This window comes from Actinoplanes sp. NPDC089786, from assembly GCF_040684855.1.
Classification (GTDB): domain Bacteria; phylum Actinomycetota; class Actinomycetes; order Mycobacteriales; family Micromonosporaceae; genus Actinoplanes.
This window is the reverse complement of record NZ_JBFBGU010000001.1, coordinates 796615-808795: the sequence shown is the minus strand read 5'-3', so window position 1 is coordinate 808795 and position 12181 is coordinate 796615. Positions and strand designations below refer to the sequence as shown.

11 protein-coding genes are annotated in these 12181 nt (G+C 70.0%); 5 read left to right on the top strand and 6 right to left on the bottom strand.

Annotated elements, in window-relative coordinates; all coding sequences use genetic code 11:
• Nucleotides 1-100: 100 nt before the first annotated feature.
• Complete coding sequence (locus AB0O15_RS03890) at nt 101-847, bottom strand: phosphoglyceromutase (RefSeq protein WP_364313648.1); 747 nt, start codon at nt 845-847, stop codon at nt 101-103.
• Between the two features lie 1009 nt (nt 848-1856).
• Between AB0O15_RS03890 and AB0O15_RS03885 the strand changes: the two genes are divergently transcribed.
• Nucleotides 1857-4652, top strand: coding sequence for a PAS domain S-box protein (locus tag AB0O15_RS03885; protein ID WP_364313646.1), 2796 nt, complete (start codon nt 1857-1859; stop codon nt 4650-4652).
• Nucleotides 4649-6145 (top strand): chemotaxis protein CheW, encoded by a 1497-nt coding sequence (locus tag AB0O15_RS03880; RefSeq protein ID WP_364313643.1) that lies wholly within the window; start codon nt 4649-4651, stop codon nt 6143-6145. The genes AB0O15_RS03885 and AB0O15_RS03880 overlap by 4 nt, the downstream gene beginning before the upstream one ends.
• Here the strand turns inward: AB0O15_RS03880 and AB0O15_RS03875 are convergent.
• Both AB0O15_RS03875 and mshA read right to left on the bottom strand, forming a co-directional pair.
• Complete coding sequence (locus AB0O15_RS03875) at nt 6142-6624, bottom strand: YbjN domain-containing protein (RefSeq protein WP_364313640.1); 483 nt, start codon at nt 6622-6624, stop codon at nt 6142-6144. The two genes, AB0O15_RS03880 and AB0O15_RS03875, sit on opposite strands and share 4 nt — an antisense overlap.
• The gene (gene mshA, locus AB0O15_RS03870; RefSeq protein ID WP_364313638.1) at nt 6618-7916 is read right to left on the bottom strand and encodes a D-inositol-3-phosphate glycosyltransferase; all 1299 of its coding nucleotides are present in this window, start codon (nt 7914-7916) and stop codon (nt 6618-6620) included. Before mshA ends, AB0O15_RS03875 begins: the two co-directional genes overlap by 7 nt.
• Before the next feature lie 222 nt (nt 7917-8138).
• Between mshA and AB0O15_RS03865 the strand changes: the two genes are divergently transcribed.
• Nucleotides 8139-8891, top strand: a complete 753-nt coding sequence (locus AB0O15_RS03865) for an SDR family oxidoreductase (RefSeq protein WP_364313635.1) — start codon at nt 8139-8141, stop codon at nt 8889-8891.
• Entirely contained in the window at nt 8888-9658 is a 771-nt protein-coding gene (locus AB0O15_RS03860) for a class I SAM-dependent methyltransferase (protein ID WP_364313632.1), read from the top strand. Before AB0O15_RS03865 ends, AB0O15_RS03860 begins: the two co-directional genes overlap by 4 nt.
• Here the strand turns inward: AB0O15_RS03860 and AB0O15_RS03855 are convergent.
• The 3 genes from AB0O15_RS03855 to AB0O15_RS03845 all read right to left on the bottom strand — a co-directional run bounded on the left by AB0O15_RS03855 (nt 9624) and on the right by AB0O15_RS03845 (nt 11669).
• The gene (locus tag AB0O15_RS03855; RefSeq protein WP_364313630.1) at nt 9624-9767 is read right to left on the bottom strand and encodes a hypothetical protein; all 144 of its coding nucleotides are present in this window, start codon (nt 9765-9767) and stop codon (nt 9624-9626) included. The two genes, AB0O15_RS03860 and AB0O15_RS03855, sit on opposite strands and share 35 nt — an antisense overlap.
• Before the next feature lie 149 nt (nt 9768-9916).
• Nucleotides 9917-10321 carry a response regulator gene (locus tag AB0O15_RS03850; RefSeq protein ID WP_364313628.1) on the bottom strand — a complete coding sequence of 135 codons (405 nt, stop codon included), beginning with the start codon at nt 10319-10321 and terminating at the stop codon, nt 9917-9919.
• Between the two features lie 130 nt (nt 10322-10451).
• A complete protein-coding gene (locus tag AB0O15_RS03845) occupies nt 10452-11669 on the bottom strand; it encodes a S8 family peptidase (protein WP_364313626.1) in 1218 nt (405 codons plus the stop codon).
• A 228-nt stretch (nt 11670-11897) separates the two neighbouring features.
• Between AB0O15_RS03845 and AB0O15_RS03840 the strand changes: the two genes are divergently transcribed.
• The gene (locus AB0O15_RS03840) at nt 11898-12116 is read left to right on the top strand and encodes a hypothetical protein (RefSeq protein ID WP_364313624.1); all 219 of its coding nucleotides are present in this window, start codon (nt 11898-11900) and stop codon (nt 12114-12116) included.
• The last annotated feature ends 65 nt before the right edge of the window (nt 12117-12181 follow it).

Below are 12181 nucleotides of genomic sequence, written 5' to 3'. Positions count from 1 at the left end.
AGGAGCAACTCGCGTTCCTGGTGACCGGTGAACCGATCACCGACTGACCGTCGTACTGACGACTGAGGGGGCGCCACGGGGGCGCCCCCTCAGTCGTGTGTCAGCGCCCCTGGTTGGCGACCGCGGCGGCCGCCTCGACGGCGGCGTCCGGGTCGAGGTACGCCCCGCCGGTGGTGACCGGGCGCAGGTCGTCGTCGAGGTCGTAGCGCAGCGGGATGCCGGTCGGGATGTTCAGCTTGGCGATCGCCTCGTCGGAGACCTGGTCGAGGTGCTTGACGATGGCCCGCAGCGAGTTGCCGTGCGCCGCGACCAGCACGGTCTTGCCCAGGCGCAGGTCGGGCACGATCTGGTCGTACCAGTACGGGAGGGCCCGCTCGAGCACGTCCTTGAGGCACTCGGTGCGCGGCTTGATCTCCGGCGGCAGGTCGGCGTACCGCGGGTCGTCGTACTGCGAGTACTCGTCGCCGATCTCGATGGCCGGCGGCGGGGTGTCGTACGACCGGCGCCAGAGCATGAACTGCTCCTCGCCGTACTCCTGGAGGGTCTGCTTCTTGTCCTTGCCCTGCAGCGCGCCGTAGTGACGCTCGTTGAGGCGCCAGGACCGCTTCACCGGGATCCAGTGCCGGTCCGCCGCGTGCAGGGCGATCTCGCTGGTGCGGATCGCGCGCCGCAGCACGCTCGTGTGCACGACATCCAGCCGCAGGCCGGAGTCCTTGATCAGTACGCCGCCGCGCCGCGCCTCGTCCTCACCTTTGGCGGTCAGGTCGACGTCGACCCACCCGGTGAAGAGGTTCTTGGCATTCCATTCGCTTTCACCGTGCCGCAGCAGCACCAGGGTCCCTGTCATGCGTCTCATACTGCCGCGCCATCGTGAACGGCCGCCCGTGGGGCCTAGGGTCGTCAACTGTTAGGCCAACTAACTGAAGGAGCGTCGCGGTGCGTCGCCGGCACGCGAGGACCGCTGATCGAGAGCTTTCAACCTGCGATTCTGGGCGTTCAACCCGTGCCGGCCGGCGCTTCGTCGATTGCCCGAACCTTTGGCCACCTGGAGCGACACCGCGCTGTTTCTCATCGATGCAGCCTGCACACTGCTGACGGCATTAATCCTGACCTGAAAGGTGAAGGAAACAACGACCACAGAGGACCGTCCGAAGGCCGCCCTGAGAACGATCGCCAAAGATCACATCATCCTGATCTTCGTGGGTCCCGGCGGCCAACTTCCTGGCTCCGGCAATCGGAGGCGTCAGCCTCGAAACAATGGGCAACGCCCATTGGGTGGCAACAGCCGCAACAGCCGCGGGACTGCATCTCCTGGCCGGCAAACCCGCGAGCTGAGAACTTCCACCATTTCCGGGGCGGCGGAGGGAGGGGGCATTTCCGGCGGAACGGAAGAGGGGTGGAGATCGAATCGCCGGCGGCGGCGGACGACGCCCATCCCCATAGGCGTCGCCCGCACTAACCGCCGGTCTCGGGTCGCGCCGTCCCCCAACGGCTTAGTGCCACCCGTCCCCAAACACCGAACCGCGGTGACCGCTAGCGGTCGACCCGTTCCCCGAACTAACGGTTCGGTGTTCATTGACTACGCTAGTTGGATGGCGCAATGGGGGGCAAGCTAGTTGGCTGTCTGCCATCTGTCTGAACCGTCACAGCTGGCCGAACGGCCGAGGCGCCCGAGGTCACCGACCGGATGAGGCGCCCTCCCCCGCCCGACGGGAACCAGGAACCAGGGTCGAACCGGGCATGAATCAGGCATAAGTTCGTCGAAAACGGGCATCGACAGCAACGGGCCGTCTCAGGGTTTCGATCCGGTTGCCGAACGGTGAGGTGATTGCCGGCATCGAGTCACGGGAGCCCTGATGGCCCAGCCCACCCCCACCGCTGACGACCGGCCGCTGAACCGCGCCGCGCTGGAGCTGCTGCTGCACGAGCGGCTCGTCGCCACGGTCAGCGCCCGCAACGGCGAGGTGGTGTCGGCCAACGAGCGGTTCTGTGAGCTCATCGGGCGGCCCGAGGCCGAGGTCCGCGGCGAGCAGCTGGCCGCGTTGTGGAACGCGTCGGCCACCGCGGTGGACCGGCTGCTCGATGCCGCCCGCGACGGCCAGTACCTGGAGCAGGTCACATCCGTGATCGACAGCACCGAGCGCACCCGGTGGCTGCGGATCAACTGCGGGCCGGTGGAGCCGGAGCGGACGCTGGTGCTGATCACCGCGTACGACATCACCGAGGACCGCCGGCAGGTCACCGAGCTGAAGGGCAAGTACACGGCGATCGACCGCGCCCAGGCCGTCATCGAGTTCGACCTGGACGGCCTCATCCTCAGCGCGAACGAGAACTTCCTGGAGCTGACCGGCTACGCGCTCGGCGACCTGGTCGGCCAGCACCACCGGTTGCTGTGCGAGGAGCGGTACGCCGAGAGCACCGAGCACGCCCAGCTCTGGGAGCGGCTGCGCAACGGCGAGGTGGAGAGCGGCGAGTTCAAGCGGGTCGGGCGGGGCGGGCGGGAGGTGTGGATCCGGGCCACCTACAACCCGATCCTCAACCTGGACGGCCGGCCGTACAAGGTCGTCAAGTACGCCCTGGACGTCACCGAGACCAAGCTGCGCAACGCCGAGTACGAGGGCAAGGTGACCGCGATCGGCCGGGCCCAGGCGGTGATCGAGTTCGACCTCAACGGCCTGATCCTGGACGCGAACCAGAACTTCCTGAACACCATGGGTTACACGATCGACGAGGTCCGCGGCCAGCATCACCGGATGTTCGTGGACGAGCAGGAGGCGCGCGGGGCCGCCTACCGGAACTTCTGGCAGGCGCTGTCCCGGGGCGAGTTCGAGACGGGCGAGTACAAGCGGCTGGCCAAGGGCGGCCGGGAGGTCTGGCTCCAGGCCACGTACAACCCGATCTTCGATCTGGACGGGCGGCCCTTCAAGGTCGTCAAGTACGCGACCGAGGTCACCGACAGCAAGATCAAGAGTGCTGAGTACGTCGGGAAGGTGTCCGCGATCAGCCGGTCCCAGGCGGTCGTCGAGTTCGATCTGAACGGCCACATCCTCGAGGCGAACGAGAACTTCCTGACCACCATGGGCTACACGATGGACGAGATCCGCGGCCAGCATCACCGGATCTTCGTCGACGCCGAACACGCCCGGAGCCAGGAGTACGCCGCGTTCTGGCAGCGCCTCAGCCGTGGCGAGTACGAGGCCGGGGAGTACCGCCGGGTCGCCAAGGGCGGGCGGGACATCTGGCTGCTGGCCTCGTACAACCCGATCTTCGATCTCGAGGGCCGGCCCTTCAAGGTGGTCAAGTACGCGACCGAGGTCACCGACGGCAAGCTGCGCAACGCCGAGTACGAGGGCAAGGTGTCGGCGATCGGCCGGGCCCAGGCGGTCGTCGAGTTCGACCTGACGGGCCGGATCCTGGACGCCAACCAGAACTTCGTCGACACCATGGGCTACTCGCTGGCCGAGATCCGCGGCCAGCACCATCGGATGTTCGTGGATGCGGAGTCGGCCAACAGCGCGGAGTACGCGGCGTTCTGGGAGAAGCTGGGCCGCGGCGAATTCGACTCGGGCGAGTACAAGCGGGTGGCCAAGGGCGACCGGGAGATCTGGCTGCAGGCCACCTACAATCCGATCTTCGATCTCGACGGCAAGCCGTACAAGGTGGTCAAGTACGCGGTCGACGTGACCGGGACCAAGCTGCGCAACGCCGAGTACCAGGGCAAGGACCTGGCCATCAACCGAGCCCAGGCGGTCATCGAGTTCGACCTCGAGGGCAACATCCTGATGGCCAACGAGAACTTCCAGCGCACCCTCGGCTACTCGGCCCGGGAGCTGGTCGGCCAGCACCACTCGATGCTGTGCGCCGGCGACTACGTGACCTCGGCCGAGTACCGGGACTTCTGGCTGCGGCTGCGCAAGGGCGAATACCTGGCCGGGCGGTTCCACCGGATCGGCAAGTTCAGCCGGGACGTGTGGATCCAGGCCACGTACAACCCGATCTTCAACACCAAGGGCGAGCCGTTCAAGGTCGTCAAGTACGCGCACGACATCACCGACCAGGTCGCGATGGAACAGCGCATCTCGGCCAAGACCCAGGAGATGAGCCAGTCGATCACGGCCCTGACCGGGTCGATCGACGAGATCACGGTGAGCGCGCAGCAGGCCAGCACGCTGGCCGGGGAGACACAGCAGAACGCCCAGGACGGGTACGAGGAACTGCGCAACGCGATCGAGGCGATCGACCTGATCGAGCGGTCCTCCGACCAGATCGCCGCGATCGTCAACGTGATCGGCGAGATCGCCGGCCAGACCAACCTGCTGGCCTTCAACGCCTCGATCGAGGCGGCCCGGGCCGGCGAGCACGGCGTCGGCTTCTCGGTGGTCGCCGGCGAGGTGCGCAAGCTGGCCGAGCGCTCGTCCGACGCGGCCCGCGAGATCACCACGCTGATCCACGAGTCGGCGGCCCGGGTCGGCCAGGGCTCGCAGGTGTCGCACCGGGCGCAGGAAGCATTCGGGATGATCCTGAAGAGCGTCGCCTCGACCAGCGAGTCGATCAAACGGATCGCCGACTCGACCACGCTCCAGCAGACCGCGTCCCGGGCCGTCTCCGGTCACATCAAGGAACTGCTCGGCAGCGGTGAGGCAGACCGGTGACCACGAGCACCACCGACGCCCTCTACGGGGTGTTCCACGCCGGCGACGTCCGGGTGGCGCTGCCCCTGGACGAGCTGCGCGAGGTGATCATGCGGCCGCCGAAGTTCAGCCCGCTGCCCGCGGCGGCGGACGGCCTGCTCGGCGCCGTGAACCTGCGGCACGTGGTGATCCCGGTGCTGGATCTGTGCCGGCTGGCCGGCTTCGGCGCGCACGACAGCGACGAGGGCGGCCGGGTGATCGTGATCGTGGCCCGGGAGGGCCAGGTGTTCGGGCTGCTCGCCGACGAGATCGAGGGGGTCGCCCGGGTCACCGCGGACGGGCTGCTGGAGACCAATGTGGCCGGTGAGGGCCGGGCGCTGTTCTCGCACACCTTCGAGCGGCCCGAGGACCGGGCCGTGGTGTCCCTGCTGGACGCGGCCGCGATCGCCGCCCGCCCGGGCATCCCGGTGGTCAAGGACGTGGGGTTGCGCCCGCCGGTCGGCGGCGGCGTGGACTCCTCCCGGCGTACGGTCCTGCTGCTGCAGTGTGGCGCGGTCGGGCTGAGCATCGACGTGACCCACGTACACTCGGTGATCCCGCAGCTGACCCTGCATCCGTCCCCATTGGACGGGGCGACCTGCCGGGGCGTCGTGCACCTGCACGGCCGGGCGGTGCCCGCGGTCGACCCGCTCGGGCTGCTCGGGCTGGGCGCGCTGCCCGACGACGGGAAGCTGCGCGGGCTGGTGCTGGCCACCGAACGCGGCCTCGTCGTCCTCACCGTCTCTGACATCTCGGACATCGCGGCGGTGCCGATCGACGACGTGCTGCCGCTGCCGCCGGTGGGCATGCGCAAGGGCGGCTTCCTGGACGGCATCCTCCGGGTCGAGGGCGGCCGCCAGCACCTGCTGCTGAATGGCGCGGCCCTGCGGGCGGACGCCGAACTGGACACCCTCGCGGGCCTCGGCCTGCCGCTGGACGCCTCGGCCTCGACCGGCATGCCCGCTGCGGAGGCGGCGCCGGCCAAGGGCGGCGGGACGGCCGGGAAGACGCACGACGGCCGGCGGATCCAGCCGCGGGTCCGCAAGTTCCTGACCTACAGCGTCGGGATGGAGGCGGCCACGCCGCTGGAGCAGATCACCGAGATCGTGCCGTACCCGGAGCACGCGATCGCCATGGACAGCGGGGGCGAACTGCTCGGCGTCTTCACCCACCGCAAGTTGTCGGTGCCGCTGCTCTCCCTCAGCCTGCTGCTCGGCCTGCCCGACCCGGTGGACACCGCCGCCGCGCGGGTGCTGCTGGTGGACACGCCCGGCGGCGAGCTGGTCGGGTTCGTGGTGCCCGCCCTGCACGCGATCGAGGACTCGGTGTGGGAGGAGATCAGCCCGGCCCCGACCGGCGACCCGGCCACGATGTTGCAGCGCGGGCCGCTGGTGAAGATCGGCACCGAGGCTCAGGGCCGGCTGCTGCCGTACATCGATCTGAACGATCTGGTCGCCGCCGAGCTGGTCGCCTAATCGGCTGGTCGGGCGAAGTGCTCGAAGGCTTTCAGGTTGGCCAGGGACTCGCCGCGCTTGACCCGCCACGCCCACTCACGCCGGATGGACTCGCCGAAGCCGATCTCGAGCATCGGGTCGAAGGACTCGTCGGCGTACGTCAGCACCGCGCCGAGGAGCCGGTCCAGTTCGTCCTCGTCCAGCGACCGCAGCGAGACGCGACCGGTCAGGTAGACGTCGCCGCCGGCGTCGATCGAGAAGCTCACCGCGTACATCCGGGCGTTGCGCCGCAACAGCCACGCCCAGAGCTCCTCGCGGTTCTCGTCGGGCTGCCGCATCACGAACGCCTCTATGCGCAGGGCGTGCTCGCCGGCGATCAGGTTGCACGCGGTCTTGAGCTTGTGGGTGCCGGGCAGCGTGACCACCCACGAGTTGGCACCGGTCGGCTCGCACTCCAGTTCGCGCTCGGCGCAGACCTTCTCGATCAGATCCTTCACCATGCGTACGCCTCCAAGCGCGCCGCGATCAGCGCCCGGTGCGCGGTCACCGCCTCACGGTAGACGCGGAGCAGGCCCTCGGCCGTACGGTCCCAGGAGAACCCGGCCGCGTGCGCGACCGCCCCGGTCGACAGTTCGGCCCGGAAGCCCGGCGCGGCCAGCAGCCGGCCCAGGACCCGGCCCCAGTCCTCCGGATCGTGCCCGTCGACCAGCACCCCGCTGATGCCGTCACGCACGGCGGTGACCAGGCCGCCGACCGCGGCCGCGACCACCGGCGTCCCGCACGCCTGCGCCTCCAGCGCGACCAGCCCGAACGACTCGTTGTGGGACGGCACCGCGACCAGGTCGGAGGTGCGGTACAGAGTGGCCAGCCCCTCACCGGTCTGCGGCGGCAGGAAGACCACCGACTCGGCGACGCCGAGCGACTCGGCCAGCTCGATCAGCGAGGTCGGCCGGTCCAGTCCGGTGCCGCTGGGCCCGCCGCAGATGACCACGGTCACCGGAAGGCCCGGGTCTCGGGCGCGGAGCGCGGCCAGCGCCCGGATCAGCACGTCCGGGCCCTTGAGCGGCTGGATCCGGCCGACGAACGAGACCACGTGGCCGGTCTCGGGCAGGCCGAACCGGGCGCGGTCGCGCGGCCCCGGCCGGAACCGGCCCAGGTCGACGCCGGGCTGCACCACGCTCAGCCGGGCCGGGTCGGCGTCGTAGCAGGCGACCAGGTCCTGCGCCTCGAAGCGAGTGTTGGCCACCAGCGCGTCCGACTCGGCGACCACCTGCTCCTCACCGATCAGCCGGGCCTTGGGCTCGGGCCGGTCACCGGCGGCGATCAGCCTGTTCTTGACCTTGGCCAGGGTGTGCGCGGTGTGCACGTGTGGCACGCCCCAGCGCTCGCGGGCCAGCCAGCCCACCTGGCCGGACAGCCAGTAGTGGGAGTGGATGAGGTCGTAGTGGCCGGGCGGGTGGGCCGCCTCGGCGCGCAGCACGCCGTTGAGGAACGCGCACAGCTGGGACGGCAACTCTTCCTTCGACAGACCTTCGAACGGGCCGGCGGTCACGTGGCGGACGGTGACGCCGGGCGCCATCTCGACCACCGGGGGCAGCTCGGACGAGGTGGCCCGGGTGAACACCTCGACCTCGACACCCAGTCTGGCCAGGCGTTTCGCGGTCTCGACGATGTACACGTTCATGCCGCCGGCGTCGCCGGTGCCCGGCTGCTCGAGCGGCGAGGTGTGTACGGAGAGTGTGGCAATGCGCCGGGGGGTCGGCCAGCTCAATGCGGCCAGCGGCTCAGCCACGTCAGGTCCTCTCGAGGGGGGCAATCGTTACGGACAACTAATACGACGTTGTTCATCTTCCCCATCGACGTGCACTGAACCCAACACGCTACCGGTCGAGGGTGACCGAGGTCATGACCGATTGCACCGAGCGGCAATCGCCGGCGGCGGCCCCACGTGGCCGCGGGCGAGGGCCAAGAGGGCATGACAAAGGAAGGCTCAGCATGAGGCAGGATCGGGGGCATGACTAAGAACATCGCCGTGGTCACGGGAGCGTCCAGCGGGATCGGCGCGGCCACGGCCCGCCGGCTGGTCGCCGAGGGCTTCCACGTGGTCGCCGCCGCCCGGCGGGCCGACCGGCTGGAGGCGCTGGTCAAGGAGACCGGTGACGCCACCGCCGTGGAGTGCGACATCACCGACGACGCGTCGGTGGAACGGCTCCGGGCGACCGTGGCCGGCCTCGACGGGACACTCACCCTGCTGGTCAACAACGCCGGTGGCGCCCACGGCGGCGACCCGGTCGCGTCCGGCTCGGTCAAGGACTGGCAGTGGATGTACGACGTGAACGTGCTCGGCACCCTGCGGGTCACCCAGGCCCTGCTGCCGGCGCTGGAGGCCGGCGGCGCCGGGACGATCGTGACGATCGGCTCGACCGCGTCGTTCGTGGTCTACGAGGGCGGTGGCGGGTACAGCGCGGCCAAACACGCCCAGGCCGCGCTGGTCGGGACCCTGCGCCTGGAGATCGTCGGCAAGCCGGTCCGGGTGATCGAGATCGACCCGGGCATGGTGCGCACCGACGAGTTCTCGCTCAACCGCTTCGGCGATCAGGCCAAGGCGGACGCGATCTACGACGGTGTTCCCGAGCCGCTGGTCGCCGAGGACATCGCGGACTGCGTGGCGTGGACGGCGACCCGGCCGCAGCACGTCAACATCGACCGGCTGGTGGTGCGCCCGATCGTGCAGGCCGCGCAGCACAAGGTGTTCCGGCAGAAGTGAAGCCCGTCGGCGCGGTCACCCGGGGCACGACCAACCCGAACCGGTTGCGCCGCGTCGACAACTGGATCGCGTACCGCTGCGGCGCCCGGCTCGCCGCGGCGGCCGACCCGCTGGTGGTCGATCTGGGCTTCGGCGCGACGCCGGTGACCGCGATCGAGCTGCGGGAGCGGCTGGCCACCCGGGTCCGGCGCGATGTCGCGGTGGTCGGTCTGGAGATCGATCCGGTACGCGTCGCCGCGGCCCTTCCGGCCGCCGACCCACCACGGCTGGAGTTCCGCCGCGGCGGGTTCGAGCTGGCCGGCCTGCGCCCGGTCGTGGTCCGCGCCCTGAACGTGCTGCGCCAGTACGACGAGGCCGAGGTGGCCACGGCCTGGCGGACGATGACCGCGACCGGCGCGGCGCTGGTCGAGGGCACCTGCGACGAGCTGGGCCGGGTGGCGGCCTGGGCCTACGTCGAGAACGGGAGCCCGCTCACCCTGACCCTGTCGGCCCGGCTGTCCGATCTGGACCATCCGGCGACCTTCGCCGAGCGGCTGCCCAAGGCGCTGATCCACCACAACGTCCCGGGCCGGCCGATCCACGAGTTCCTGACGGCGCTGGGTCACGCCTGGGACGTGGCGGCCGGGCCGTTCGGCCCCCGGCAGCGCTGGCGTCAGGCCGTCGCCGCCCTGCACGCCGCCGGACTGCCCGTGTCGCACGAGCCGAACCGGTGGCGCCTCGGCGAGCTGACGGTCAGGTGGCCGGCACCACGTCCTTCGGACGCTTGACCGACACCGGGGCGCCGTAGTCGAACAGCTCCAGCGTGGCCGCGTAGGTGCCCTTCTGGGGACCGCCCTTGGACGGGATGATCGCCTCCCACGCGGTGCTCGTGGCCACTTTGGCGATGCGGCCGTCACCATCGCTCTCCTCTCGTCTCGGTCAAGACGACGGGAGTACGCAGAAGGTTGACATCTTTCGGGTCCGGGCACGAAACGGCGCCGCCGGCCAGGAAGGCCGACGGCGCCAGGTGTCTCTATGTCGTGATGCTAGGGCGTGGAACCGGCCCGCTGCGCCATCACCACGCGGAGCGCCTCGATCAGCAGGTCGGAGGTGAACGGTTTCTTGACCAGCAGGGCGTCCTCGCCGATCAGGCCCTTGGTCACCGCGATGTCCTTGGGCAGACCGGAGATGTAGACCACGCCCATGCCCGGCCGCAGCGACGTGGCCGCCCGGGACAGCTCGCCGCCGGAGGCGCCGGGCAGGCCCAGGTCGGTGATCAGCACGTCGATCTCGCCGTCGTGCTCACGGCAGGTGGCGATGGCCGACTCGGAGTCCGGCGCGACCAGGGTGTCGAATCCGCGGCGCTCGAGCATCCGCCGCATGATGTCGCGCAGATCCTCTTCGTCGTCGACGACGAGCACGGTCGGACGGTTCTCGTAGACCTCCGACATGGGTCCCTCCTCGCAGGGGTTTGGTTCCGCGAATCACGCTATCCGTAGCCGGGGCCGGTCATTGCCGGTTCCGGGCTTTCCGGTGCTGTTATCGCGCGTTGAGCCGCTGTCATCGCGCGTTGAGCCGCTGTCATCGCGCGTTGAGCCAGCTGGTGTCGAGCAGCTTGGCCGGCGAACCGGCCCGATCCTGGACCTTCGTCGAAGCGTGCGACACCAGCGCGTCCCGGACCTGGGCCGGCGTGAGCTTCGGGTCGGCGCCGAGGACCAGGGCGGCCGCACCGGCCACGTGCGGGCTGGCCATCGAGGTGCCGCTCATGGTCTTGGTGGCGGTGTCCGAGGACGACGACGCCGAGACGATCTTCACGCCGGGCGCGAAGATGTCGACGCACGTCCCGTAGTTGCTGAAAGTCGCCCGGGTGTCCGTGTTGTCGGTGGCGGCGACCGTGATCGCGTCCGGCTGCCGGGCCGGCGACTGCTGGCAGGCGTCCTTGTCGTCGTTGCCGGCGGCCAGCGCGTACGTCACGCCGGAGGCGATCGACTTCTTCACCGCGTCGTCCAGGGTCTTGCTGGTGGTGCCGCCGAGGCTCATGTTGGCCACGGCCGGCTTGGCGGCGTTCCTGGTGACCCAGTCGATGCCGGCGATGATCGCCGAGTACGAGCCGCTGCCCTGGCAGTCGAGCACCCGCACGGCGACCAGCTTCACGTCCTTGGCCACGCCGTACGTGGCGCCACCGATCGTCCCGGCCACGTGCGTGCCGTGCCCGTTGCAGTCCTCGGCGCCACCGTTGCGGGTGATCGCGTCGAACCCGGCCCGGGCCCGCCCGCCGAACTCCTTGGCGCTGGTCCGGATGCCGGTGTCCAGCACGTACGCGGTCACGCCGGACGCCGAGCCGTAGGTGTACGACTTCGACAGCGGCAGCGCGCTCTGGTCGATCCGGTCCAGGCCCCAGACCGGGTTGTTCTGTACGCCGTCCGCGGTGATCCGGGCGTCCTGCTCGACCGACTGCACGGCCGGGTGCGCGGCGAGCCGGGCGGCTTGCGTACGCGTCATCTCGGCGTTGAACCCGCTGACCGCGGTGTAGCTGGCCCGCACGGCGCCGCCGTAGCGACGGACCAGGCGCTGAGCCTCGGCCGGCACGTCGGCGGCGCGGGTGCCCGGCCGGAACGTGACGATGTAGCTGTCCGCGATCGCCGCGGACCGGTCGGCCTCCAGGATCGTGCCGGTGGGCAGCGCGGCGGGTGTCGCGGCGGCGGCCGAACCGGCGAATCCGGTGACGGCGGCCGCGGCGGTGAGGCCGGCGGTCAGCACGAAGCGGGCGGCACGACGCCGGCCGGTGATGCGAGTCATAAACAGGTCCCCCCTGATCGGCTTCGGCGGCGCTAGTCACCAAGTCGGGACGCATGCCGAAGTCACCTGGGGGAAATGTTGTGGCCGGGGCGGAGTCCGCCCGGGACCGGCCGGGTTGCCCTTGGGTTGCAGCCCGCCCCGGTTGGGCATGAAGAGCTAATTCGGTACCCCGGAAGGCCGATGTACCCGCTGTCTGAACAGGCAGCATGCCGAGCTAGGAGAGCCGAGATGACCACGCTGGTGAGCACTCCCGAGATCGTGACCGTCGACGAGCTGATCGAACGCTGCGACAGCTGCGCCGCGGCCGCCAGGCTGGAGGTCACCCTCCCCACCGGCACCCTGGCCTTCTGTGGGCACCACGCGAACAAGCACGGCGCCGAGCTGGCCCGGCTGGCCACCGTGGCCCGGGTGGAGAAGGGCTTCATCTGGGCGGGTGTCGCACAGTAACCACTAGACGGCTTCTGCCGCGATATGCTCGCTGTCTTACCTATTAGAGGCATTTGCCCCGTCTG

Excerpts from the sequence above, each read along its gene's own strand:
- AB0O15_RS03890 (WP_364313648.1), bottom strand. The coding sequence starts at position 847 with ATGACAGGGACCCTGGTGCTGCTGCGGCACGGTGAAAGCGAATGGAAT.
- AB0O15_RS03885 (WP_364313646.1), top strand. The coding sequence starts at position 1,857 with ATGGCCCAGCCCACCCCCACCGCTGACGACCGGCCGCTGAACCGCGCC.
- AB0O15_RS03875 (WP_364313640.1), bottom strand. The coding sequence starts at position 6,624 with ATGGTGAAGGATCTGATCGAGAAGGTCTGCGCCGAGCGCGAACTGGAG.
- AB0O15_RS03865 (WP_364313635.1), top strand. The coding sequence starts at position 8,139 with ATGACTAAGAACATCGCCGTGGTCACGGGAGCGTCCAGCGGGATCGGC.
- AB0O15_RS03850 (WP_364313628.1), bottom strand. The coding sequence starts at position 10,321 with ATGTCGGAGGTCTACGAGAACCGTCCGACCGTGCTCGTCGTCGACGAC.
- AB0O15_RS03845 (WP_364313626.1), bottom strand. The coding sequence starts at position 11,669 with ATGACTCGCATCACCGGCCGGCGTCGTGCCGCCCGCTTCGTGCTGACC.
- AB0O15_RS03840 (WP_364313624.1), top strand. The coding sequence starts at position 11,898 with ATGACCACGCTGGTGAGCACTCCCGAGATCGTGACCGTCGACGAGCTG.